Source organism: Christiangramia fulva, from assembly GCF_003024155.1.
In the GTDB taxonomy this organism is placed as follows: Bacteria; Bacteroidota; Bacteroidia; order Flavobacteriales; family Flavobacteriaceae; genus Christiangramia; species Christiangramia fulva.
The window spans coordinates 2,128,465-2,153,541 of record NZ_CP028136.1 but is presented as its reverse complement, the minus strand read 5'-3'; the positions used below and the strand labels follow the sequence as shown (position 1 = coordinate 2,153,541).

At 39.7% G+C, this 25,077-nt stretch carries 21 protein-coding genes and 1 tRNA gene; 17 read left to right on the top strand and 5 right to left on the bottom strand.

Annotated elements, in window-relative coordinates; all coding sequences use genetic code 11:
* Position 1 precedes the first annotated feature (1 nt).
* Entirely contained in the window at positions 2–631 is a 630-nt protein-coding gene (gene rsmG / locus C7S20_RS09805) for a 16S rRNA (guanine(527)-N(7))-methyltransferase RsmG (RefSeq protein WP_107012312.1), read from the bottom strand.
* 161 nt (positions 632–792) lie between these two features.
* Between rsmG and C7S20_RS09800 the strand changes: the two genes are divergently transcribed.
* The 3 genes from C7S20_RS09800 (at position 793) to porT (ending at position 3,697) form a co-directional block, all read left to right on the top strand.
* The gene (locus C7S20_RS09800) at positions 793–1,986 is read left to right on the top strand and encodes a pyridoxal phosphate-dependent aminotransferase (protein WP_107012311.1); all 1,194 of its coding nucleotides are present in this window, start codon (positions 793–795) and stop codon (positions 1,984–1,986) included.
* A 270-nt stretch (positions 1,987–2,256) separates the two neighbouring features.
* Positions 2,257–2,985, top strand: a complete 729-nt coding sequence (gene ubiE / locus C7S20_RS09795; RefSeq protein ID WP_107012310.1) for a bifunctional demethylmenaquinone methyltransferase/2-methoxy-6-polyprenyl-1,4-benzoquinol methylase UbiE — start codon at positions 2,257–2,259, stop codon at positions 2,983–2,985.
* A gap of 4 nt (positions 2,986–2,989) precedes the next feature.
* On the top strand, positions 2,990–3,697 hold the full coding sequence (porT, locus tag C7S20_RS09790) for a type IX secretion/gliding motility protein PorT/SprT (protein WP_107012309.1): 708 nt from the start codon (positions 2,990–2,992) through the stop codon (positions 3,695–3,697).
* On the opposite strand, the gene C7S20_RS09785 is transcribed toward porT, so the two are convergent.
* Positions 3,678–4,424, bottom strand: a complete 747-nt coding sequence (locus C7S20_RS09785) for a TrmH family RNA methyltransferase (protein WP_107012308.1) — start codon at positions 4,422–4,424, stop codon at positions 3,678–3,680. The genes porT and C7S20_RS09785 overlap by 20 nt on opposite strands.
* A gap of 37 nt (positions 4,425–4,461) precedes the next feature.
* Here C7S20_RS09785 and tamL point away from each other — a divergent pair, with 37 nt between their 5' ends.
* The 8 genes from tamL to C7S20_RS09745 all read left to right on the top strand — a co-directional run bounded on the left by tamL (position 4,462) and on the right by C7S20_RS09745 (position 15,007).
* Positions 4,462–7,029 carry a translocation and assembly module lipoprotein TamL gene (gene tamL, locus C7S20_RS09780; protein ID WP_107012307.1) on the top strand — a complete coding sequence of 856 codons (2,568 nt, stop codon included), beginning with the start codon at positions 4,462–4,464 and terminating at the stop codon, positions 7,027–7,029.
* A gap of 44 nt (positions 7,030–7,073) precedes the next feature.
* Positions 7,074–8,141, top strand: a complete 1,068-nt coding sequence (fbaA, locus tag C7S20_RS09775; protein WP_107012306.1) for a class II fructose-bisphosphate aldolase — start codon at positions 7,074–7,076, stop codon at positions 8,139–8,141.
* Between the two features lie 75 nt (positions 8,142–8,216).
* The gene (accD, locus tag C7S20_RS09770) at positions 8,217–9,074 is read left to right on the top strand and encodes an acetyl-CoA carboxylase, carboxyltransferase subunit beta (RefSeq protein WP_107012305.1); all 858 of its coding nucleotides are present in this window, start codon (positions 8,217–8,219) and stop codon (positions 9,072–9,074) included.
* Positions 9,075–9,186: 112 nt separating this feature from the next.
* A complete protein-coding gene (gene rpsO, locus C7S20_RS09765; RefSeq protein ID WP_107014177.1) occupies positions 9,187–9,456 on the top strand; it encodes a 30S ribosomal protein S15 in 270 nt (89 codons plus the stop codon).
* Between the two features lie 206 nt (positions 9,457–9,662).
* A complete protein-coding gene (locus tag C7S20_RS09760) occupies positions 9,663–11,909 on the top strand; it encodes a polyribonucleotide nucleotidyltransferase (RefSeq protein ID WP_107012304.1) in 2,247 nt (748 codons plus the stop codon).
* 248 nt (positions 11,910–12,157) lie between these two features.
* The gene (locus tag C7S20_RS09755; RefSeq protein WP_072552879.1) at positions 12,158–13,021 is read left to right on the top strand and encodes a sigma-70 family RNA polymerase sigma factor; all 864 of its coding nucleotides are present in this window, start codon (positions 12,158–12,160) and stop codon (positions 13,019–13,021) included.
* 344 nt (positions 13,022–13,365) lie between these two features.
* Positions 13,366–14,031, top strand: a complete 666-nt coding sequence (gene rpe / locus C7S20_RS09750) for a ribulose-phosphate 3-epimerase (protein ID WP_107012303.1) — start codon at positions 13,366–13,368, stop codon at positions 14,029–14,031.
* On the top strand, positions 14,015–15,007 hold the full coding sequence (locus tag C7S20_RS09745; protein WP_107012302.1) for a YpdA family putative bacillithiol disulfide reductase: 993 nt from the start codon (positions 14,015–14,017) through the stop codon (positions 15,005–15,007). Before rpe ends, C7S20_RS09745 begins: the two co-directional genes overlap by 17 nt.
* Before the next feature lie 73 nt (positions 15,008–15,080).
* Here C7S20_RS09745 and C7S20_RS09740 read toward each other — a convergent pair whose 3' ends face one another.
* A complete protein-coding gene (locus C7S20_RS09740; RefSeq protein ID WP_107012301.1) occupies positions 15,081–15,443 on the bottom strand; it encodes a hypothetical protein in 363 nt (120 codons plus the stop codon).
* A gap of 260 nt (positions 15,444–15,703) precedes the next feature.
* On the opposite strand from C7S20_RS09740, the gene C7S20_RS09735 reads away from it, so the two are divergent.
* The 3 genes from C7S20_RS09735 (at position 15,704) to C7S20_RS09725 (ending at position 19,483) form a co-directional block, all read left to right on the top strand.
* Positions 15,704–17,023 (top strand): sugar porter family MFS transporter, encoded by a 1,320-nt coding sequence (locus tag C7S20_RS09735; RefSeq protein WP_107012300.1) that lies wholly within the window; start codon positions 15,704–15,706, stop codon positions 17,021–17,023.
* Positions 17,024–17,027: 4 nt separating this feature from the next.
* A complete protein-coding gene (locus tag C7S20_RS09730; RefSeq protein WP_107012299.1) occupies positions 17,028–18,635 on the top strand; it encodes a glycoside hydrolase family 32 protein in 1,608 nt (535 codons plus the stop codon).
* Between the two features lie 173 nt (positions 18,636–18,808).
* Positions 18,809–19,483 (top strand): phosphatase PAP2 family protein, encoded by a 675-nt coding sequence (locus C7S20_RS09725; protein ID WP_159039914.1) that lies wholly within the window; start codon positions 18,809–18,811, stop codon positions 19,481–19,483.
* A gap of 37 nt (positions 19,484–19,520) precedes the next feature.
* Here C7S20_RS09725 and C7S20_RS09720 read toward each other — a convergent pair.
* Both C7S20_RS09720 and C7S20_RS09715 read right to left on the bottom strand, forming a co-directional pair.
* A tRNA-Arg gene (locus C7S20_RS09720) sits at positions 19,521–19,594 on the bottom strand.
* A gap of 213 nt (positions 19,595–19,807) precedes the next feature.
* On the bottom strand, positions 19,808–20,257 hold the full coding sequence (locus C7S20_RS09715) for a GatB/YqeY domain-containing protein (protein WP_107012297.1): 450 nt from the start codon (positions 20,255–20,257) through the stop codon (positions 19,808–19,810).
* 102 nt (positions 20,258–20,359) lie between these two features.
* Between C7S20_RS09715 and C7S20_RS09710 the strand changes: the two genes are divergently transcribed.
* From C7S20_RS09710 to C7S20_RS09700, 3 genes are read left to right on the top strand one after another with little or no spacing between them, the layout of a single operon-like run.
* Positions 20,360–21,262, top strand: a complete 903-nt coding sequence (locus tag C7S20_RS09710) for an alpha/beta hydrolase (protein WP_227009146.1) — start codon at positions 20,360–20,362, stop codon at positions 21,260–21,262.
* A gap of 6 nt (positions 21,263–21,268) precedes the next feature.
* Positions 21,269–22,447: a PHP domain-containing protein gene (locus C7S20_RS09705; RefSeq protein ID WP_107012296.1), complete on the top strand. Its 1,179-nt coding sequence runs from the start codon at positions 21,269–21,271 to the stop codon at positions 22,445–22,447.
* Between the two features lie 7 nt (positions 22,448–22,454).
* A complete protein-coding gene (locus tag C7S20_RS09700) occupies positions 22,455–25,034 on the top strand; it encodes a glycoside hydrolase family 2 TIM barrel-domain containing protein (RefSeq protein WP_107012295.1) in 2,580 nt (859 codons plus the stop codon).
* Positions 25,035–25,077 lie beyond the last annotated feature (43 nt).

Genomic DNA, 25,077 nt, shown 5'->3' with positions numbered 1-25,077 from the left:
ATCAGCCTTTGTATTTCATAGGGAGGTAAACTACCTTTTTGGTGTCAAAAAAATCTTCTTCAAAATATTCAGAAAGATCGAAGACCTGGGCGGTTTTATAATCGCTCAGTTCTTCGGTTAAATCACCGCCTTTAAGGTATAAAATGCCATTTCTTCTCTCGTGGCGGCTCTCTTTTGCGATTTTACCTTTTACCCATCTTACAAAAGTAGGCATCACCGCTACTGCTCGGCTTACTATAAAATCGTAAGAACCATTAATATCCTCCACACGCTCATTAAAAGATTTTACATTCTGCAGGTCCAGACCCCCCTTCACCTCTTCCACTACTTTGATTTTCTTTCCAATAGAATCTACCAGGTGAAATTCCGAATCGGGAAACATTATAGCCAAAGGAATTCCCGGAAAACCGCCTCCTGTTCCAACATCAAGGATTTTCGAGTCCGGAAGAAATTCCTGGACCTTCGCTATTCCTAAAGAATGCAAAACGTGACGCAGATAAAGTTCATCTATATCTTTTCTTGACACCACATTTATTTTCAGGTTCCAGTCTTTATATAATTCTTCCAGTTTTTCAAATTTCGAAAACTGCTCGATTGTTAAATTCGGAAAGTACTTCTTGATCAATTCCACGATTCAAATCTTTTTTGCAAAAGTAATTAATTTTAACGGCTAATTTTTTCCAAAACAGGGGCCTCTGAATATTTAAAATTTTAACTTTGAGGCTGTTTCCCTGAAAAGGAAATACGCGCAAAAAACAGTTTTTCAATATTAATTAACTAAACAAAGCAAAAATGCAGGAATTCCTATCGAACCGGATCAAAAGTATGGCCACATCCCAAACACTTGCCATGGCTGCAAAAGCGCGTGAGCTAAAAGAACAGGGCAAGGATATTATTGGCTTAAGCCTGGGTGAACCCGACTTCAATACACCCGATTTTATTAAAGAGGCCGCCATCAAAGCAATTAATGAGAATTACAATTCATATACCCCGGTAGACGGATATGTTGAACTGAAAGACGCCATTATCAAGAAATTCAAAAGGGACAATAACTTAACTTATGACCGCTCTCAAATTGTGGTTTCTACCGGCGCAAAGCAATCTTTAGCGAACGTTGCCATGGTAATGCTGAATCCCGGAGATGAAGTGCTACTACCCTGCCCTTATTGGGTTAGTTATGCCGAAATTGTAAAACTGGCAGAAGGTGTTCCCGTAGAGATCCCTACCACTGTGGAAACCGACTTCAAGATCACTCCGGAGCAACTTGAAGCAGCCATTACTCCTAAAACCAGGATGCTCTGGTACAGCTCACCCTGCAATCCAAGCGGCATGGTTTATACCAAAGAAGAATTAAGGGCCCTGGCCGATGTTCTTAAAAAACATCCCGATATTATTATTGTGAGCGACGAAATTTACGAACATATCAATTTTGTGGGAGGACATTTCTCCATGGCAGAATTTGAAGACATGTATGATCGTACTGTTACTGTGAATGGTGTTTCTAAAGCTTTTGCCATGACCGGCTGGAGAATTGGCTATATTGGCGCGCCTTCTTACATCGCACGAGCCTGTAATAAAATGCAGGGGCAAATTACCAGTGGCGCTAACTGTATAGCTCAGCGTGCAGTAATTACAGCCCTTGAAGCTCCCGTTTCGGAGATCAGCTATATGGTCGACAAATTTAAAAGCCGAAGAAAATTAATTCTGGATCTCTTAAATGAAATTGAAGGTTTCGTTACTACCGAACCACAGGGCGCTTTTTATGTATTCCCGAATATTTCTCATTTCTTCGGAAAGAAAATAAAAGGGCATCAAATTGAAAATGCTTCCGATTTTAGCTTATTCCTTTTAGAAGAAGCTTATGTGGCTACTGTTACAGGAGATGCTTTTGGAAATCCTGAATGTATCAGGATATCTTACGCGGCAAGTGAAGATCAGATAAAAGAAGCTATGAAAAGGATTAAAACTGCTCTTAAAGATGCATAAGTCTTAAAAAAGGACTAATTCATATTCCCATAAAGAAGCTGTTTTAAGGATTTAATTGTCAGCGTCAGGATTTTTTCCGGGTCTATAATTATGGTTTTACTATGTTATAGATTCTCACTACAATTCAGATGATTTTAAATTTTTTTTAAACAGCTTCTTTTTTAATTCTTTAAAAGAAGAAGAGTTCTTTATCTTTCAGCAACCAGAGAAAACTGAATCAGCTCGCATCAATTTCAGTCATATCAGTTATATTTGAAGCAAATTTTTGCCATGAGTAAGAAGGTAACTCCTTATAAGGATTCTAAACTCACTAAAAAGCGACAGGTCGAGCAAATGTTCGATACGATTTCAGAAAATTATGATGGCCTCAACCGCGTAATTTCTTTGGGAAGTGATGTGAAATGGAGGAAAAAAGTAGTGGCTTTGGTCGCTGAAACAAATCCGGAAAGCATTTTGGATATTGCTACAGGTACCGGAGATCTTGCGATCCAGATGACAGGTACGGGAGCAAAAAGAATTGTAGGCCTGGACCTTTCGGAGGGAATGCTGAAGGTAGGAAGAAAAAAAATCGCGAAACGAGACCTGGGATCGAAAATAGAAATGATCCAGGGAGATTCTGAAAACTTACCTTTTGAGGATAATACATTCGATGCCATTACGGTTGCTTTTGGAGTTAGAAATTTTGAAAATCTCGAAAAAGGCCTGGAAGAAATAAAAAGAGTCCTGTCCCCTGGAGGCATCTTCGTGGTACTGGAAACCTCTGTCCCTACAAAATTCCCTTTTAAACAGGGCTATCATTTCTATTCAGGATACATACTTCCGATTATAGGAAAACTTTTTTCAAAAGATAAAAATGCGTACTCATACCTGAGTGAAAGCGCTGCAAATTTTCCCTACGGTGTAGCTTTCAACAATATTTTAGAGAAAATTGGGTTTATAAATGTGAAGGATCTGCCCCAGACATTTGGCGTTTCAACCATTTATATTGCTTCAAAGTAAGACCATGAAAAAAATACTGACGATTGCCCTGGTGGCTTTTGGCATACAGGCTGCACAAGCCCAATTATTTTCGGGTGAGAGCATATTGAATAATGAAAATTTTGATCAGCAGCGTTGGTCGTGGGGCTATTTTCTTGGATTAAACTCCTATGATTTCAATTTTGATTACAAGAATTACAGCTCGAACTATGTCACTGGCCAGGATTTCAGGGTCGAAAAAAGAGTGGGTTTCAATGTGGGGCTCATAGGAAATCTGAGACTCACCAACAATCTCGATTTAAGGCTTGAACCCGGCGTAAGTTTCAACACAAGAGGCTTTCAGGCTATAAAAGCCGATGCCGGCACCTATAGAGAAGTAAGTGCCACTTATGTTCATATTCCCTTATTAGTAAAATTTAATGCTAACAGGTTAAATAATTTCCGCCCATTCGTAGAAGGAGGTCTCTCCACTTCCATTAATTTAAGTAGCAATCAGGATAATCCCGATGACAACAGTGCCGGACAGTTTAGAATGACCACAAATTCATACTATTATGAAATTGGCTTTGGGATAGACCTGTATCTCTATTATTTCAAGCTTTCCCCTTCCATTCGTGGAGTTTTTGCACTAAATGATGAATTGATTCGCGATGCAGATCCGAATAGTATTTATACAGGAAATGTTGATAAAATGATGTCGCGGGCGATCTTTATTAATTTTGTTTTCCAGTAAAGCCTGTCCTTCGAAATTCACTTAAAAAAACTGCTGTAGCCATCGCGACATTTAAACTTTCTGTTTGTTGATTTTTCCCAAATTGAGGAATGGTGACAGGTGAATTTATAAATTGAGTGATATTCTCCCGAATTCCATGAGCTTCATTTCCCATTACTATGACCGCCCTTTCGGGCAGAATACTTTTATAGACATTTTCTCCTTCCAGAAAAGCACCAAAAACAGGGTAATCAACCGGCAGAACTTTAAAAATTTTCTCCAGATCTAAGTACTGAATTTTTATTCTGCCCAGGGATCCCATACTGGCCTGCACCACTTTGGGATTATAACAATCAACAGTATCATCAGAAGCCATTATCTGCTCCACACCAAACCAGTCGCAAAGTCTTATTATTGTCCCCAGGTTGCCAGGGTCGCGCACACCATCAAGTGCTACAATCAATCCGTTAAAATTGGGTGACGCTGGTTTCGGAATCTTGAAAACCGCCAAAACTTTCTGCGGATTTTTAAGCATGGTTATTTTTGCCAGTTCGGTTTCTGCAATTAAAACCGCTCCTTCGGCTTCAAAAAGTCCTTCTTCTGAAGTAAAGAAAAATGATGTTTCATAACCTGATTTCAGAAATTCTTCAATACTTTTCTTGCCTTCTACCACGAAAAGTTGATGTTCCGTCCGGAACTTTTTTTGGCTTAGGCTTTTTATTAACTTAATCTGACTTTTGCTAACCATTCAAAAAATGTATTTTTGAGCCTCTAATCCCACGTGCTTGAATCGGCTTTTCACAAAAATATTATTATTTTCCGGAACCTTCTTAATATTTAGCTGCAACGCCGTTAAACGTCTTGAACCGGATGAAAATTTACTGGTAAAGAACCAAATTTTTACCAACGACCAGGAGATAAGCAATGAAAGTGTGTATAGCCAGTTATACCAGAGGCCAAACACCCGTTTTCTAGGGGTACCGCTTCAGCTTCATTTTTATAATCTTGCGCGACCCAATATTGACAGTATCCTTACTGAAAAATTCCTGGAAAATGAGCGAAAAAAAAGGAGGCTTACCAATTTACTTTCAGAAAAACAATTTGAAAAATTCCTGCATTCCCGCGTTGAATTTAATGAATGGATCAAGAGAACAGGAGAAGCTCCGGTAATAATCAGCAAAAAAGAGGTTCAGAAATCGGCTAATCGCCTCCAATCCTGGTACTGGAATAACGGCTGGTTCAATGTGGAAACCGATTATGATATTATCCCTGTTATTGGAAAAGACAAAAGGGCAAGGGTTGAATATCATATTACCACCCATGAACCTTACATTATAGACAGTATTGAAACCGACATTGCTTCGCCGGCGCTGGATTCCCTCTACAATCTTCATCGTACCGAAAGCAAGATAAAATCTGGCGCTCAATACAATACGCTAGATTTTAACGAGGAAAGAGATCGGCTTTCCCAGCTTTTCAGGAACAACGGCGTCTATAATTTCGACCAGGAATATATAACCTTTGATGCCGACACCTTAAATACCGATCATAAGATTAACACCACGCTCAATATCAAAAACAGAAAGATAAATTCCAGCGATAGCACAGCTCGGGAACCTTTTAAGATTCACGAGATAAGTAAAGTGAATATTTTTACCGATTACACCTATGAAAATAGGAATGACAGAATTAGTGATAGCGCGAAAATAGGAAATTATACGGTTTATTCTTTCGATCAATTGGGCTACAAACCTGAAGCTATTACTGATGCCATCTTTATAAAACCTGGTAATACCTACAGTGATCTTGCACGCACGAGAACCTACACCCGTTTGAATTCGTTAAGGGTTTTTAAATACCCAAACGTGCAATTCATCCCAGATCCTGCCGATAGCTCCGGAACCGATTTGATAACCAACATATTTCTCACACCACTGCCCAAATATTCCCTGGGCTTTGATTTTGATATTTCACAGAGCAATATTCAGAAATTTGGAATTGGGTTTGGAGGTTCTCTTCTTATCCGAAATATTTTCAGAAGGGCCGAAATATTTGAAATTTCAGGACGCGGAAGTGTAGGCTCTTCTACCGATGCCGCAGGTAGCAGGAATAACGCCCGTTTTTTCGATATTTCAGAAATCGGTGCCGACATGAAGCTCTCTTTTCCCCGGATATTTCTACCTTTCAATACTGAAAAATTTATCCCTAAATACACTTCTCCATTCACCACTTTCAGCCTTGGTTTAAGCAGTCAGCAAAATATTGGGTTGGATAAACAAAATTTTACGGGCATCGTCAACTATAGCTGGACACCTTCAAAACAACTTTCCAACCGTTTCGACCTGTTGAACATTCAGTACGTAAGAAACCTGAATATTGCTAATTATTTCAATGTTTACCGAAATTCTTATGACGAACTCAACAATATTGTTCAAAGCGATAATGTGGTCACCGATCCGGAATTTCTAAATGATAATGGTGATCTCATCATTCCGCAGGGAACAGAAAATTTTATTGACGGAGTCGAAAATAATAATGGCACCACACAGGGTTTAACCGAAGCACAACGAAAGAATATTATCAATATCAGGGAACGTAAGAATAGACTGACTGAAAATAACCTGATCTTCGCCAGTAACTACACCTACCTTTGGAATACAAAAAATAACCTTTACGACCAGGAATTTTCGCGTTTTCGTTTTAAAATTGAAACCGCCGGAAATTTTTTAACGGCAGTTTCGAAAATTGGAGGCCTCCCGAAGAACATGAATGGCAATTACGAGATCCTGGGAGTTCAATTTTCTCAATATGTTAAAACGGAACTGGATTTTATCCAGCACTGGGATTTGGGAAATGATAATGTTATCGCGGCCAGGGCTTTTGGCGGAGTAGCTATTCCCTATGGAAATGCGAACAGTATTCCCTTTACAAGAAGTTTTTTCGCAGGCGGTCCTAACGACAATCGTGCATGGCAGGCCTATGACCTGGGTCCCGGAAGCAGCGGTGGGCGCAATGAATTTAATGAAGCCAACATGAAACTGGCGCTTAATCTGGAATATCGTTTTAACCTTTTCAGTTCGTTGAACGGAGCCGTTTTTACAGATATTGGCAACATCTGGAACGTTCTTGATATTGTACAGGATGAAGCTTCAACTTTCAATTCCTTTGCAGATCTTAAAGATATCGCCGTAGGCTCGGGATTTGGTTTACGATACGATTTTGATTTCTTCGTATTGAGGTTTGATATAGGTTTTAAAACTTATAATCCTGCTTTACCTGTTGGGGAACGATGGTTCCCTCATTATGATTTTGGACATGCGGTTTATAATGTAGGTATTAATTATCCTTTCTAAGCCAGTTTATTTTCTTATTTTTGTAAGCCTAATTCAAAAAAATTATGAGTCACAACATCAAACCAGGCGTAGCCACAGGAAAAGAAGTTCAGGAGATTTTCAGATATGCGAAGGAAAAAGGATTTGCCCTTCCCGCAGTAAACGTAATTGGATCCAGCAACATTAATGCTGTTCTGGAAACGGCATCCGAATTAAATTCACCTGTAATTATTCAGTTTTCTAATGGTGGAGCCCAGTTTAATGCCGGTAAAGGATTATCTAATGAAAATGAACGTGCTGCCATAGCAGGTGGAATCGCAGGAGCGAAACATGTGCATGAAATGGCTAAACATTATGGAGCTTCAGTGATCATGCATACAGATCACTGCGCTAAAAAACTCCTTCCGTGGATAGACGGCCTCCTCGATGCCAGTGAAAAGCACTATGAAACTTTCGGAATCCCACTTTACAGCTCTCATATGATTGATCTTTCAGAAGAATCAATTGAAGAAAATATGGATATCTGTAAAAGATACCTGAAGAGAATGTCAAAAATGGGAATGACTCTTGAAATTGAATTGGGGATCACCGGAGGTGAAGAAGATGGTGTTGACAATACCGATGTAGATTCCTCAAAATTGTACACTCAGCCTGAAGAAGTTGCTTATGCTTATGAAGAACTAAGCAAAGTGAGCGACCAGTTTACTATCGCTGCTGCTTTTGGTAATGTTCACGGAGTTTATAAGCCGGGTAACGTAAAACTTACTCCAAAAATCCTTAAAAATTCGCAGGATTATATTACCGAAAAATATAAGGTAGGTAATAATCATATCGATTTCGTTTTCCACGGCGGAAGTGGTTCTACAGTTGAAGAAATTCGTGAAGCCATAGGATACGGTGTTATTAAAATGAACATAGATACGGATCTTCAGTATGCATATCTGGAAGGTATTAGGGATTACATGGCGAGTAAAAAAGATTATTTGGCCGCTCAAATAGGGAATCCTGAAGGTCCCGATTCACCAAATAAAAAATATTATGATCCTCGTAAATGGATTCGTGAGGGTGAATTAACCTTCAAAGCCAGACTCAAAAAAGCTTTTGAAGATCTGAATAACGTAAACACTTTATAAACATACAGAAACAGCCAAATTTAAAATTTTTGGCTGTTTTTTATTTCTGAAAAAGAATCTCAAAATTCGAAAGAAATGGCGTGGTTTAAAAGAACACAAAAAGGAATTCAAACTCCTACTGAAGAGAAAAAGGATGTTCCCAAAGGTTTGTGGTACAAATCGCCAACCGGAAAGATCGTTGATGCTGAACAGCTGGAAAGCAATTTTTATGTGAGCCCTGAGGATGGTTATCATGTTAGAATTGGAAGTGCCGAATATTTTAAAATTCTTTTTGATGATAATAAGTTTAAAGAACTTGATAAAGGCATGACTGCCCAGGATCCTTTGAACTTTGAAGACACTAAAAAATATACCGATCGTTTAAAAGCTGCCCAGGAAAAGACCGGCTTAAAAGATGCCGTTCGCTGTGCTGTTGGAAAATCTAAAGGTAAAGAGCTGGTAATTGCCTGTATGGATTTTAAATTCGTTGGAGGGAGTATGGGCTCCGTCGTAGGTGAAAAAATTGCCCGTGCAGCAGATTATGCCATTGAACACAAGCTTCCATTAATGATTATTTCCAAATCTGGTGGCGCTCGAATGCAGGAAGCCGCTTTAAGTTTGATGCAACTCGCCAAAACTTCAGTTAAATTGGCTCAGCTTGCAGAAGCAAAACTTCCTTATATTTCTCTTTGCACCGATCCTACAACTGGAGGAACTACCGCTTCTTTTGCCATGTTGGGAGATATCAATATTTCTGAACCAGGCGCATTAATTGGCTTTGCCGGTCCCCGCGTTGTAAAAGACACCACCGGGAAGGACCTTCCAAAAGATTTTCAAACAGCTGAATTCCTTTTAGAAAAAGGCTTTCTTGATTTCATTGTAAAACGATCCCAGCTTAAAGACAAGATCAACCTTTACCTGGATCTAATTCAGAATCAAACTATTAGAGCCTGATTATTTTTTATAAAAATTCAGCTTTCAATAGGTAGTTATTAAATAAGTAGTATCTTTGCCGCCTGGACAGAAAACCTGTCCGATACATAAAAATCATTTAAATAATATTGGAATGTATTTAACAAAAGAAAAGAAAGAAGAGATCTTCGAAAAATACGGTAGCAGTAAGAATGACACCGGTTCTGCTGAAGGTCAAATCGCATTGTTCACTTACCGAATTGCACACCTCTCTGATCACCTGAAGACCAATCGCAAAGACTTTAACTCTGAGCGCTCACTGGTAAGACTGGTTGGTAAAAGAAGAAGTCTTTTAGACTACCTTATGAAAAAAGACATTATGAGGTATCGTGCCATCGTAAAGGAACTTGGATTAAGAAAATAAATTTCAGGGGGCGATTTTGCCCCCTTTTTTTATATATTAGTTTTAACCTTTATAGGTTTTCAAAAATTGTCGTCCGCCAAGGCGGATAGTTTTTCATTGGTCTAACACAACTACACACCACACACAACCCGGCCGTCCGGAAGACGGAGACCTATGTTTAACAAATGATCTGGTTGAAGTTATTCAGATCAAACATTCAAATTATTATGATTCCAAAGACTTTTAATGAGGTTATCGAGCTGGAAGATGGAAGAACCATTTCCCTCGAAACCGGAAAATTAGCAAAACAGGCTCACGGGTCGGTTGTTGTGCAAATGGGAAATGCAATGCTGCTTTGTACAGTAGTATCTTCTTACACTCCCACTACCATGGATTTCTTTCCATTAACTCTTGACTATCGCGAAAAATTTGCCGCTGCAGGACGTTTTCCTGGTGGATATTTCAAAAGAGAAGCCAGGCCAAGTAGCGAGGAAATTCTTGTAATGCGTCTGGTAGACCGAGTATTGCGACCACTTTTCCCAAAAGATTACAAATTCGAGACCCAGGTGATGATCCAGCTGATGTCTCATGATGATGAAGTGATGCCCGATGCGCTTGCCGGGCTTGCAGCTTCGGCAGCAATTCAGTTGTCAGACATTCCTTTTGAAACTCCTATTTCTGAAGTACGCGTTGCGCGAATTAACGGTGAATTCGTTATCAACCCAAGCAGAACACAACTTGAAGACGCCGATATCGATATGATGGTTGGTGCTTCTGAAGATTCAGTAATGATGGTTGAAGGTGAAATGGATGAATGTAGTGAAGAAGAAATGGCAGATGCTATTAAATTCGCTCATGAAGCCATCAAAGTTCAGTGTAGAGCTCAGGTAAGACTTGCCGAAGCTTTCGGTAAAAAGCCAACCCGCGAGTACGAAACTGCAAGAACCAACGAAGAAATTCAGAAAAAAGTGCACGACGCCACTTATCAAAAAGCCTATGATATCGCTAAAGGCGGGACCAGCAAAAAAGAAAGAACCGATGCTTTTTCCGAATTAAAGGAAGAAGTAAAATCCCTTTTCACTGAAGAAGAACTCGAAGAAAACGGAGATTTAATTTCAAAATATTTTGCTGAATCCCACAAGAATGCGGTAAGAGATCTTACTCTCAAAGAAGGAATTCGCCTTGACGGAAGAAAAACCACCGAAATCCGCCCAATCTGGTGCGAAGTTGGTTACCTCCCTTCCACTCACGGTTCCGCTATTTTTACAAGAGGTGAAACTCAGGCTCTTGCAACAGTAACCCTTGGTACTTCAAGAGAAGCCAACCAGGTTGACCTGCCAACACAACAGGGAGAAGAAACTTTTTACCTGCATTACAACTTTCCTCCTTTTTCCACAGGAGAAGCATATCCTATTAGAGGAACGTCAAGACGGGAGATCGGGCACGGAAACCTTGCACAACGTGCCTTAAAAGGAATGATCCCGGCAGATTGTCCTTATACTGTACGTGTAGTTTCTGAAGTACTTGAATCCAACGGTTCATCGTCTATGGCTACTGTTTGTGCAGGAACAATGGCACTTATGGATTCAGGGGTACAGCTTAAAAAACCTGTTTCCGGAATCGCGATGGGATTGATCTCTGACGGAGACAATTATGCCGTACTTTCAGATATTCTCGGTGATGAGGATCATTTGGGAGACATGGACTTTAAAGTTACCGGTACTGCAGATGGTATTACAGCCTGCCAAATGGATATCAAAATCAAAGGTCTTTCTTATGAGATACTTGTAAATGCTTTAAAACAGGCACGTGACGGCAGATTACATATTCTTGGCAAATTAACTGAAACCATTTCCGAGCCTAATGAAAATGTGAAGCCTTATGCTCCAAAGATCATAACAAGAAGAATTCCTAACGAATTCATTGGAGCTTTGATAGGACCTGGAGGAAAAGTAATTCAGGAACTTCAGAAAGAAACCAAAACCGAGATCGTTATCAACGAAGATCCTGTAACTGAAGAAGGAATTGTTGAAATTCTGGGTACAGATCAGGCTGGAATTGACAAAGTTCTTGCGAAGATCGATTCTATTACCTTTAAACCTGAAAAAGGCAGTATTTACGAGGTAAAAGTAATTAAGATCCTTGATTTTGGTGCTGTGGTGGAATATCTTGATGCTCCAGGAAATGAGGTTCTGCTTCATATTTCTGAACTTGCCTGGGATCGCACCAATAATGTGACCGACGTAGTCAATTTAGGAGATGTGATAGATGTGAAATATTTCGGAATTGATCCTAAGACCAGGAAAGAAAAGGTTTCCAGAAAAGCTCTTTTACCAAGGCCCGAAAGATCTGAAAGCGATAATCGCGACAGAAACCGTGATAGCAATCGTGGAGATCGTGGAGATCGCGGAAATGACCGAAGAGATAATAGAAATCGGGATAACCGAAATAAAGGAAACAAAAGAGAAGAATAGAAATTTTTCTGTTGAATAAAGTAAAAGCCGCGCATTCAGCGCGGTTTTTTTATGATAATTTTTTTAAATATTTTTTGTAGGGTCTGAAATTTCTTGCGACTAAGAAGTCGAAGAGCAAAAAAAATCACATTTAACATACTGATTATCAGTTATTTTAAAATTATTTGATAATTTTGTAACATTTTACGGATTTCTTACGTATAAACAGTACAAGGGCTATTCACCATTAAAATTCAAGTAGAAGATAGATGAGACAACTGAAGATTACGAAGCAGGTTACCAATCGTGAAACTGCTTCGCTGGATAAGTATTTGCAGGAGATAGGAAAAGTAGATTTAATTACTGCCGATGAAGAGGTAGAACTGGCGCAGAGAATTAAAGCTGGTGATAACCGTGCTCTGGAAAAACTTACAAAAGCAAACCTTCGTTTCGTCGTTTCTGTAGCAAAACAATATCAAAATCAAGGTCTTACCCTTCCCGATCTTATCAACGAAGGTAACCTTGGTCTTATAAAAGCTGCAAAACGTTTCGATGAAACCAGAGGTTTTAAATTTATTTCTTATGCCGTTTGGTGGATTCGTCAATCCATCCTTCAGGCGCTGGCTGAGCAATCCCGTATTGTTCGCTTACCTCTGAACAAGATCGGATCTATTAATAAGATCAACAAGACTTTTGCTTTTCTTGAGCAGTCTCACGAGAGGCCACCAAGTGCTGAAGAGATCGCAAAAGAACTTGACATGACCATTAATGACGTTAAGGAATCTATGAAGAATTCCGGTCGTCATGTTTCGATGGACGCTCCTTTGGTAGAAGGTGAAGATTCTAACCTTTATGATGTACTTCGTTCTGGTGAATCACCAAATCCAGATAAAGAACTGCTCCATGAGTCATTAAGAACTGAAATTGAACGAGCTTTGGAAACCCTTACTCCGCGTGAAGCTGATGTAATTAGGTTATATTTTGGTCTTGGAGATCAACATCCCATGACTTTGGAAGAGATTGGCGAGACTTTTGATCTAACAAGGGAGAGAGTTAGGCAAATTAAAGAAAAAGCCATAAGAAGATTGAAGCATACGTCCAGAAGTAAAATTTTAAAAACGTATCTTGGTTAAAATATTTAAAGTAACAACAGTTTAGTGAAGGGAGTGATGACCCGACATGAAAATAACTGTTCGTTTTTTGATTGATGAATGACCCCGGAGTGATGACCGGGGTTTTTTCTTTTTAATCCTGACATTTTTCCGAGATCTTTACTGAAATTTTAAAGCAAATAAATCGGCTCTGGTCTTACTCCGCAAGCTGGACAATTAGTTTTGTGAGTGCGGTAAGGAATGAATTTTTCCGAAGTAATTTTTTCAAATTATTATGTACCAGAACAAAGCTAAAAGAACTCTTTTCTTTAAAGCCATAGAGAAAGCCTAATTTCTTTCTATTTTTGCCACATAACATCCGCAAAATGAACAAAAAACTTATTGCCCCTTCCCTGCTTGCCGCCGACTTCGGCAATCTGCAAAGAGATATCGAAATGGTAAATAAAAGCGAGGCCGACTGGTTTCATATAGATATCATGGACGGCGTATTTGTCCCAAATATCTCTTATGGAATGCCAGTTCTTAAAGCAATTGCAAAACATACCGATAAACCTCTGGACGTTCACCTCATGATCGTAGATCCCGATAGGTACATAAAGGAATTTGCCAAATTAGGTGCCGATATTCTAACTGTGCATTACGAAGCCTGTACCCATTTACACCGAAGCTTACAGGCGATCAAAGCAGAAGGTATGAAAGCGGGAGTAGCAATAAATCCGCATACCAGTGTCGATCTTTTGAAAGATGTGATCAACGATATCGACCTAGTACTTGTAATGAGTGTAAATCCTGGTTTTGGCGGACAAAGTTTTATTGAGAACACCTATAAAAAGATTAAACGCCTTAAAGAGATAATTTCCATGAACAATGCATCCACATTGATAGAAATTGATGGTGGAGTGACCGATCAAAATGTTAAAAAACTCAGCAAAGCAGGTGCTGATGTATTAGTTGCAGGAAGTTTTGTCTTTAAAGCCCAAAATCCGACTGAAACCATCGAAACCCTAAAAAAAATTGCAAACTTTGAATAAGAATTTTGATGTAATAATAATAGGTGGTGGCCCAATAGGTATAGCCTGTGCCCTCGAAGCGCAGAAAAAAAATCTCACTTACCTGATTATTGAAAAAGGCTGCCTGGTAAATTCCTTATATAATTACCCAACCAATATGACCTTTTTTTCAACTTCTGAAAAACTGGAACTGGACGGGATCCCCTTTATCAGCAGTAATCCGAAACCGGGAAAAAGGGAAGCTTTGGAATATTATCGGCGAATTGCCACCTCAAACGATATCAATATTCATCTTTTTGAAAAGGTCAATGAGGTCAAAACCGAAAATGCAAATTCTCATAAGGTTTTTACAACCAAAGGAGAATATACTGCTGCGAATATAATTGTCGCCACCGGATTCTATGATATACCCAATTATTTGGGAATTTCCGGGGAAGATTTACCCAAAGTTTCTCATTATTATAATGATCCTCATTACTACGCCACGCAAAAAACCCTGGTTGTCGGCGCCAGTAATTCGGCTGTAGACGCTGCTTTGGAAATCTATCGTAAAGGCGGTGATGTTACCATGATCGTAAGGCAGGCTGAAATTGGTCAACGCGTAAAGTACTGGGTGCGTCCAGACATTGTAAACCGAATCGAAGAAGGCAGTATAAAAGCCTATTTTCATTCAAATTTGAAGGAAATCAGAGAAAATCAAGTCGTTATTGACACCCCTGAAGGGGAAGATGTACTTGAAAATGATTTTGTACTTCTGCTAACAGGATATCGCCCAAACTTCGGATTTTTACAAAATATGGGGATCAGCTTATCTGATGATGGAAAAAAGATTCCTTCCTATAATGAAGACACCATGGAAACCAATGTACCGGGAATCTATCTGGCCGGGGTGATTTGTGGTGGCGTGGAAACCCACAAATGGTTTATTGAAAATTCCAGGATTCATGCCAAAATGATCATGGAACATATTTCTAAACGAGAAAAAGCTTCAGCTTAACAAATAAAAAAAGCAATTTTTAAACTGACCATTTAAAAATTGCTCTTCGATTTCCCGGGGGAAATTTATTTCATTATTCCATTACAACAACCGAGTCTGCTCCTAGGCCTTTTCGTTTTCCCAGAAGCTTCGCATAAAATTCAAGATCTTCATGATTTTTCCTGAATGAATGATCTATCTTCCTTTCGGCTTCATCTAAAGGAATAGTATAGATCTTTATTTGAGGATATGGATCATCCTCTTTAGAAACCTCAATGCCTACTTCTATGGCATTTTCTTCCTTATTATAAACTACAAATTCGGCCAGGAAATTATGTCTTATAAGATCCATACAATCCTGCGATAGTTCTTCGCATTCCCGGCATTCCTGAATATATTCCCTAACAAGGTCCTGCATTGACCTTTTCAATTGTGATGTATTAAAATATGCTGCCATAATAGTTGGGTTTTTTAAACTAATCAGGGCTAATTTAGATTTTAATGAAAGTGGAAAAAAACTAATTGTGTAACATTTAACGCCAAGGCTTAAAAAAAAGTAAATTTTTTCAATAAAAGGGATTTTTTTAATTAGAGGTTAAGAACCTAAAGAAAATAGATCATTTGAATGCAGCTCAATGAAGAATTCTCAATTCCTGAAATATTCATATCTTAACCAGTAATTTTTATAATTTTTTAAATCATCAATCCCTTAACCTGATGAACAAAATCCTTCTCTGGTCCATCTGCGCCGCTTTAGCCGGCTTTCTTTTTGGTTTCGATACTGTTGTAATCTCCGGCGCCGATCAACAATTACAGGCAGCCTGGCATACCAGCGACGCCATTCATGGTTCGGTTGTTATGGCGATGGCCCTTTGGGGAACAGTGGTAGGTGCAATTTTTGGCGGGATCCCTACCAATGTTCTGGGCCGAAAAAAAACACTTTTGATTATTGGTGTTCTTTATTTTGTCTCAGCCCTTGGCTCAGCCTTAGTTGACGGGCCCTATATTTTTGCTTTTTTCAGATTTATTGGCGGTCTTGGTGTTGGTGCTTCTACCATTGCGGCACCGGCTTATGTTTCTGAAATCGCTCCTCCAAAAGACCGCGGCCGACTTGTGGGCCTTTATCAATTTAATATTGTGTTGGGTATTTTAATCGCTTTCCTTTCAAATTATCTGCTTCGCGATACAGGAAGTGAACCCTGGCGCTGGATGCTTGGAGTGGAAGCCATTCCCGCCCTCATTTACATGCTTTTTGTTCTAACAATTCCCGAAAGTCCGCGCTGGTTGGTTTCAAAAGGAAGGATTGAGGATGCCAGGGAAACTCTTAATTATATCGACCCAGAAATTAATGTGGAAGATAAAATTTTTCGAATACGACAAGAGTCTGAAAATGAGGTTCAAGGTGAAAACGTTTTTATGAAAAAATACCGGTTCCCCTTAATATTAGCATTCCTGATCGCATTTTTCAACCAGTTATCCGGCATAAATGCTTTTTTATATTATGCTCCACGAATATTTCAGGAAGCAGGATTGGGCGAAAGCACCGCTCTTCTCAGCAGTATCGGGATTGGAGTCATCAACCTTATTTTTACCCTATTTGGAGTTTTCTTAATAGACCGGCTGGGAAGAAAAAAGTTAATGTACATCGGTTCAATTGGATATATCATCTCATTGGCCCTGGTCTCGGCCGCATTTTTTCTGAATTGGGGAGGGTACTATGTTCCTATTTTCTTATTCATCTTTATCGCTTCCCACGCCATTGGCCAGGGAACGGTGATCTGGGTATTTATTGCTGAAATTTTTCCCAATCACGTTCGTGCATCAGGGCAGGCTTTCGGAACCTCAACACATTGGCTGCTGGCAGCGATCATTCCTTCACTTATCCCATTTTTGTTTTCAACAATAGGAGCAGGAACCGTTTTTGCCATTTTCGCTTTCATGATGGTACTGCAATTATTATTCGTGATTTTTATAATGCCTGAAACCAAAGGAAAATCACTCGAAGAATTATCTTCAGAATTATCTTTCAAATCATGATCTTATGAAAAGAATATTATTTTTCGGCTTTTTCATAATACTTGTTTTCGGTGCTTGCAATAATGCAAGGAAAACTGAAGAAAAAGTTGAAAAGCGCCTGGATGAATCTATTGTAGATGAAGAGAAATTCAGGCCAGCTTTCCATTTTACACCTCAGGCACACTGGATGAACGACCCGAACGGGATGTTCTTTCTCAATGGCACTTACCACCTGTATTTTCAATATTATCCGGAAGATAATGTATGGGGTCCTATGCATTGGGGACATGCCACCAGCAAAGACATGATTGAATGGCAGCAACGGGAAATCGCCCTGAAACCAGACGAAAAGGGCTATATTTTTTCAGGTAGTGCTGTCTATGATAAAAATAATACTTCAGGTTTAGGAAGGGAGAATGATCCGCCGGTCGTGGCGATGTTTACCTATCACGACCCGAAGGGAGAAAAAGAAGGAAAGATCAATTACCAGTCACAGGCGATCGCATTTAGCCTGGATTCGGGATATACCTGGACGAAGTACAAAAATAATCCTGTTATAAAGAATCCGGGATTAAAAGATTTCCGCGATCCAAAAATGACCTGGGATCCCATTCATAAAAAATGGTTAATGGTGCTCTCGGCCAACGACCGCAGTATTTTTTACAGTTCCGAAAATTTAAAAGACTGGCAAAAATTGTCGGAATTCGGTATGCAAACAGGTGCCCATGACGGTGTGTGGGAGTGCCCGGATTTCTTTCCTATGAAGGTTGAGGATTCTGAAGAAATAAAATGGGTGCTGATACAAAGTCTCAATCCCGGCGGATATAATGGCGGCTCCGGCACTCAGTATTTCATAGGAGATTTTGACGGAAAAACCTTTACTCCCGAACGCAATTTTAAAGATCTGAAAGATAAACATAACTACTGGCTGGACTTTGGCCGAGATAATTATGCCGGGGTAACCTGGTCTAATATTCCTTCGAAAGACGGTCGAACCTTGTTTTTAGGCTGGATGTCCAACTGGTTATATGCTCAGGAAGTACCTACAGAAAAGTGGCGAAGCAGCATGACCCTTCCCCGGGAGCTGACTCTTAAAAAAACTAATTCTGATTATCGTATTTTTTCTACGCCCGCCCGCGAACTGGAAAAGTACAAATCGGCTATCCAACTTCAGTCAAAAAGAGACCAAAACAAAGTGGTTTTTACCGCACCGGCCCAAAGTGATCTTATGAGCAATGAGTTTAACTTTGCTATTCCGCTTAAGGAAATTAAAAAGCTTCAATTTTCACTTTCAAATTCTCAAAATGATTCGCTAAAATTCGGATTAAATACGGAAGACCATCAATTTTATGTAAATCGGAAAAAATCAGGTTTAATTGATTTCAGCGATAAATTCACCCAGAAATTTTCAACCGCACCCCGAATTGTAAAAAGCGACACTTTGAAAGTAAATTTCATTGTCGACCGCACTTCTATCGAAATTTTTTATGATGATGGAGCTACGGTGATGACCGAAATTTTCTTTCCTGAAGAGCCGTACACCAAATTCGGGATACATGCAGATTCCAAATTAGAGATTGAAAATATGGAAATTTCAAGGATTAATACGGACGGAAAAGAATGGGAGAAATAAGTTTTTAACTAGAAAATTTCACAGTGAATTCGAAGAATTCCATTAAAAGTTCACGTTTTATAAGAGCGAAATCCACGGGAAACAAAAACCTAAAGAAATTATAATTTTTGAAGTGAATTTTTGAAACTACCTCCCGGATTATTAACTTCAAGGACCAACCAAAAATTAAAACCTTGGATATTCTTACCTTTTTCCGTTTTCTTAAAGACAAGAAGAAAGCGCATTATATGCTCGCCATTCTAATTGGGATTTTTTTAATTTTTACTTTAATTGTTATAATTGTACCGACTTCTATTTTAGATGTAGAATTTTCGGAAGAGATACAGGAGCATAACAGTCCCCTTCTGGATACTTTTATGAAAGCCATAAGCTGGTTCGGGGTAACCCCTGTTGCGCTGTGTTTTGTTTTTGGTTCAGCCTTGATTTTCTTTCTTTTTCGCTATCGGAAAGAAGCTCTTTTTATAATTTCCACACTTACAGTCACGCTGGTAACATTTGGAATCAAACTTCTTATTAACCGTCCCCGGCCAACAGCCGATCTTGTTAATATTGTTGAACATGCGCAACACCAGAGTTTCCCCAGTGGTCACACTTCATTTTATGTTACTTTTTTCGGATTCATTACATTTTTGATGCTGCGGCATCCGCAAATTCCGCGGGAGATCAGAGCCGCAATTATAAGCCTTTGCGTTTTTCTCATTCTAAGCGTTCCTTTTTCCAGAATTTACCTGGGTGCCCACTGGTTCACTGATGTCGGGGCAGGTTTTGTTCTTGGAGTCCTTGTCTTATATGCGATTATCAGAATTTATCTTTATTATAAAAGAAGATCCGGGCCAGAACCGGAATAAAAAAACGCCATGCAAAAATTGCATGACGTTTTCAATGTGACCCCGGCAGGATTCAAACCTGCAACCCTCAGAGCCGAAATCTGATGCGCTATTCAGTTGCGCCACGGGGCCTTTTCAGTATTCAGTATTCAGTATTCAGTATTCAGTATTCAGTATTCAGTATTCAGTATTCAGTATTCAGTATTCAGTATTCAGTATTCAGTATTCAGTATTCAGTATTCAGTATTCAGTATTCAGTATTCAGTATTCAGTATTCAAAGCTGAAAAATTTCTTCCTATTCTAAAAATATTTTCAAAAAATTTCAACTCCGAACTCCGAACTGTTTATCCAAGCTTTCTTTTTACAATTGTTGAAATGGTCTTTCCATCAGCCTTCCCAGCGAGATCTTTGGTAACAAGTCCCATTACCTTTCCCATATCCTGCATTCCGCTGGCACCGGTTTTGGCGATCACCTCATCTACTTTTGCCTCAATTTCAGCTTCGCTTAATTGTTCAGGTAAAAATTGTTCGATCACTTCCGCCTGGGTTTCTTCAGGCTCGGCAAGATCGGCTCTACCCTGTTCACGATAAATTGTCGCGCTTTCCTTGCGTTGCTTTACAAGCTTTTGCAACAACTTCATCTCTTCATCTTCGCTTAGACCGTCTTTCGAAGAACTTTCGGTATTAGCCAGTAAAATGGCGCTTTTTACCGCCCGAAGCGCTTCCAGTCTCGCACTGTCTTTTGCCTTCATCGCGGCCTTCATCTCGACCATTACCTTATCCTGTAAACTCATAATTATAAAAATTATGCTGCGAAGATAGAATTTTCTAATCGAAAAAACCACTTATTTATACCTTCAAAATTAAGTATATTGAATGTTCAAAACCCTGCCAAAATGATGAAATCGAAATTATCTGTTTTCCTGTTCCTTTTGCCCCTGCAAATGCTTTTAGCTCAGGAAGTTTATGTTGACAGCCTTTATAAAGTTAAAGAGCCGATCACCAAAACCTATGCTGAAAAAGATGGTGAAAAACTCATCGTAGATCTCTACCAGCCTGAAAATTCAGAAAAAAAGAGACCTACCATAGTCTTTATGCACGGAGGAGGATTTTCAGGCGGAAGTCCGAAAAATCCACAGGAAGTGCGGTTTACAAAAACAGCCGCGGCCAAAGGCTATAATGTTGCGCTCATTTCTTACCGACTTACCCGGAAAAATAAATCTTTTGGTTGTGATTTTGCAGCTGAAGGAAAGATAAAAACCTTCCAAATGGCCGCGGAAGATTATATGGATGCGGTTAAATACCTGATAGATCATGCATCTGAATTTTCCATCGACGAAAATAAAATTATTGCCGGCGGCAGCAGCGCCGGAGCAGAAGCTGTGCTCAATGCCATCTATAATCCGCAGCTCATGTTTGGAACCGAAAATCCTTATAAAGACATTCAGTTTTCAGCGGTGATCTCTCTGGCCGGAGCGATCGTAGATGTAAGATATCTTAACAAAGAACAGGCAATTCCCGGACTCTTTTTTCACGGAACCGCAGATCAGCTTGTGCCTTATGCCACAGCTCCGCATCATTATTGTGAGCCTTCAGAACCCGGATATATTATTCTGGATGGTGCAGAAACCATTACTGAAAAGTTGCAAAAACTGAATACTTCTTATCTATTTTTCTCTTTTGATGGCGCCGGACATGAGATTTCCGGAATGCCTTTTCAATATTTTCCGCAGCTATTTGGATTTCTGAAGAATGTTGTATTTCAAAATATGAAAATTCAGGAAACCGTCTATGAATAAAAAATTATGAAAAAGATCCTGCTACAAATCATTGCGCTTTTACTAATATTTTCGGCTAATGCCCAGAAGGAAAATTGGTATAAAGGAAATCTACACACGCATTCTTACTGGAGTGATGGCGATGAATTTCCCGAAATGGTCATGCAATGGTATAAAGATCACGGCTACCAGTTTGTGGCACTTTCTGATCATAATATTATCGCGGAAGGTGAAAAATGGAAAAGTATTTCAAAAGATAGCTTGTACAGAAATGCTTTTCAGGATTATCTGGACAAGTACGGCGAAGATTGGGTAGATTATAAGAAGGAAGGCGATGAACTTCAGGTGAAATTAAAGACACTTGACGAATTTCGTCCTCTTTTCGAGGAGCCGGAAAAATTCAAAATCTTTAAAGCCGAAGAGGTGACTTCTTATCTTGCAGATAAAGCGGTACATATGGGCGCGATCAATGTTCAAAAGGTCATTCAGCCTAAAGAGGGAAATACCATTGGAGAGCTAATTCAGAATAATCTGGATGCTATCAAACAGCAAAGCGAAGAAACCGGAAAGCCCATTCTTCAACATCTCAACCATCCTAATTTTACTTATGCGATCACAGCTAAGGATATCATTCAGCTCAATGGCGAACGCTTTTTTGAGGTTTTCAACGGGCATCCACTGGTAAATAATTATGGCGACAGCCTGCACGACAGCACCGAAGAAATTTGGGATAAAGTCAATATTGCCTATAAATCTATGGGCAAACCCCTGCTTTTGGGAATCGCCACCGATGACAGCCATAATTACCATAAATTCGGGTCGAGATACAGCAATGCAGGCCGTGGCTGGGTGGTGGTAAAAGCAAAAGAACTGACTCCTGAAGCCATCATCTCCTCCCTTGAAAATGGAGATTTTTACGCCAGTACAGGGGTAAGCCTTCAAAAAGTCGATTTTAAAGACAACAGGCTTTCGATAAGCGTAAAACCAGAAGAAAATGTTCATTACCAGATACAATTTATCGGGGTAAAAAAAGGATCGATGAAAAGCGAAGTGCTTAAAGCCGTCGAGGGAAAAGAAGCTTCTTATAATCTTCCCCAGAATGTGCTTTTTGTGCGCGCAAAGATCATTTCAGATAAAAACAAGAAAAATCCTTATCAGGAAGGCGATAAAGAAGTCGCCTGGACTCAACCCGTCTCACCCGAATAAAATATTTATGAATCATAAAGCTTTTCTTTTCATTTTCCTGTTTGCCTTTTCATTCTGCAATGCGCAGCGGCTTGTAAAAACCATCAATCCCGGCTGGGATTTTCGACTGGAAAAAGATTCGGTTTCAGAAATTGTGAATATCCCTCATACCTGGAATGCGAAAGATGCTTTTGAGGAAGACCGGAAATATTATCGCGGAAAGGGAATTTATTCCAAAGAGATCTTTATTCCCGAAGCCTATCAGGAAAAGTCGGTTTTTATTCATTTTGAAGGTGCCAATCAGCTCACCCGGGTTTTCATAAATGGCAAAAAAGCAGGTGAGCATATTGGCGGATATACCGGTTTTGCCTTTGATATTTCAGATTTTTTGAAATTTGGAAAGGCTAACGAATTCCGGATCGAAGTTGATAATTCCTTTAACGAAGACATCCCTCCGCTGGAAGCCGATTTTAATTTTTACGGCGGAATCTACCGTGACCTCGAATTGATCATTACCGGCAAATCCCATTTTAAAATTGAGGGCAATGCCGCGGGAAACCTTCTCATAAGAACACCAAAAGTTTCTGAAAAAGTCGCTTCTGTATATTTTGAAGGTGAATTTATCCCTCATTCTGAAGATAAAAACCTATCTGTTGAAGTGGAAATCTCAGATCCGCAAGGAAAGATCGTTCATAAAGAAGTCAAAACTTTTAAATATAAGCGCACTCAATTTTCTTTTAATTTTAATATTGAAAATCCCGTTCTCTGGTCTCCCAATTCTCCTGATTTGTATCTCCTGAAAGCCAATTTAAAGAATAAAAAAGGCGAAATTGTAGATTCATTTATCTCAAATTTTGGCTGTAGGTGGTTTCGCGCAGATCCCGAAAAAGGCTTTTTCCTGAATGGAAAACCCATAAAACTTATTGGTGCCAATCGTCACCAGGATTTTGAAGATCTTGGTAATGCCCTCCCCAATTTTATCCATCGCAAAGATTACAAAATGATCAAGGACATGGGCAGTAATTTTGTGCGGCTGGCCCATTATCCGCAGGATCCTGAAGTATACAGGATGTGCGACGAACTGGGATTGCTGGTGTGGACCGAGGTTCCGATAATTAACGATGTGACCGCTTCAGATACCTATCATCAAAACGCCGTGAATATGCAGCGTGAGCAGATCCTGCAGCTGTACAATCACCCTTCCATCGTGTTTTGGGGATATATGAACGAGATCTTTATAAGGCTGGTTTTTAACCGCGAGATGACCGAAGCTGAGAAATCGGCTAAGATCGAAACCAGCGTGGAACTGGCTAAAAAACTCGAAGCGGCGACTAAAGCCCTGGACACTTCGCGCTTAACGGTGATGGCGCTGCATGAAAATGAACTTTACAATACCTCGGGCATAGCCGATATTCCCGATGTTATCGGCTGGAATTTGTATTTTGGATGGTATTCCCCGGGGCTCGAAAATTTTGGGAAATTCCTTGATAAACAACATCAAAAATACCCAAACCGGCCTTTAATTATTTCAGAATACGGTCCGGGAAGCGATTCCAGGATTCAAACCAATGATCCAAAACCCTGGGATTTCAGTGAGGCTTATCAGTTAAAAAGCCATTTGAGCTATATCAACCAGGTGATGGAACGGCCTTATGTACTTGGAATGACAGCCTGGAATTTTGCCGATTTTGGATCTTCCGGCAGGCAGGATACGCGGCCGGGCATCAATCAGAAAGGCCTGGTGAACTTCAACCGGAAACCAAAAGATATTTATTATTATTACAAGACACGCTTCTCGGAGAATGATTTTGTGTATATCGCCGGCAGGAATTTCCAGAACAGGTTTATTCATAAAAATGATTCTATAGAGCTCAAGGTCTTCGCGAATACTGAAAATGTCGAGTTGAATATCGACAGGAAAACTTCAGAAACCGCAGCTGTAAATGATAATATTGCCATTTTTAAGCTTCCTTTATCAGAAGGAGAACATCGGCTGACGGCTAAAGCCGGAAATTCTGAATTTCAGCGGAAAATTAAAGTGCATTTCCGTGAAAACCTGCTTCAGAATATCGAAAACAATACCATCAATATAAACGCGGGTGCGCATTCCGATTTTATTGACGAGAAAACCGGGGAGATCTGGATAAGCGACCAGCCTTACACCGAAAATTCCTTCGGCTATATTGGTGGAAAAGATTACCGGGAGTCAGCTTCAAAATTCCAGGGAACAGCGGCCAACATCAAAAACACCGAAAATGATCCGCTTTTCCAGACCATGAGAGAGGGGATCAAGGCCTATAAGTTTAATACCAAACCGGGAAAATATAAGATTTCTTTATTTTTCACCGAACCAAATCGTTCTGCTTCCAAAGAAACCCTTTACAATTTGAGCAATGAAAGCAGGGGATCTACTGAAGATACACGAATTTTTAATATTTCTATAAATGGAAGAAAAGTAGAACGAAATCTCAACCTGGCTGCCCAATATGGTATTCTCCAGGCAGTAGAAATCGACTATGAGATCTGGAGTGACAATGGGATTTCCATTGAATTTGATCCCGTGGAAGGCCAACCTGTCTTAAGCGGAATTAGACTGGAAAGGCTATAAATGAAGAGCCCCGGCATCAACATGGAACGCAGGGGACTCTTTT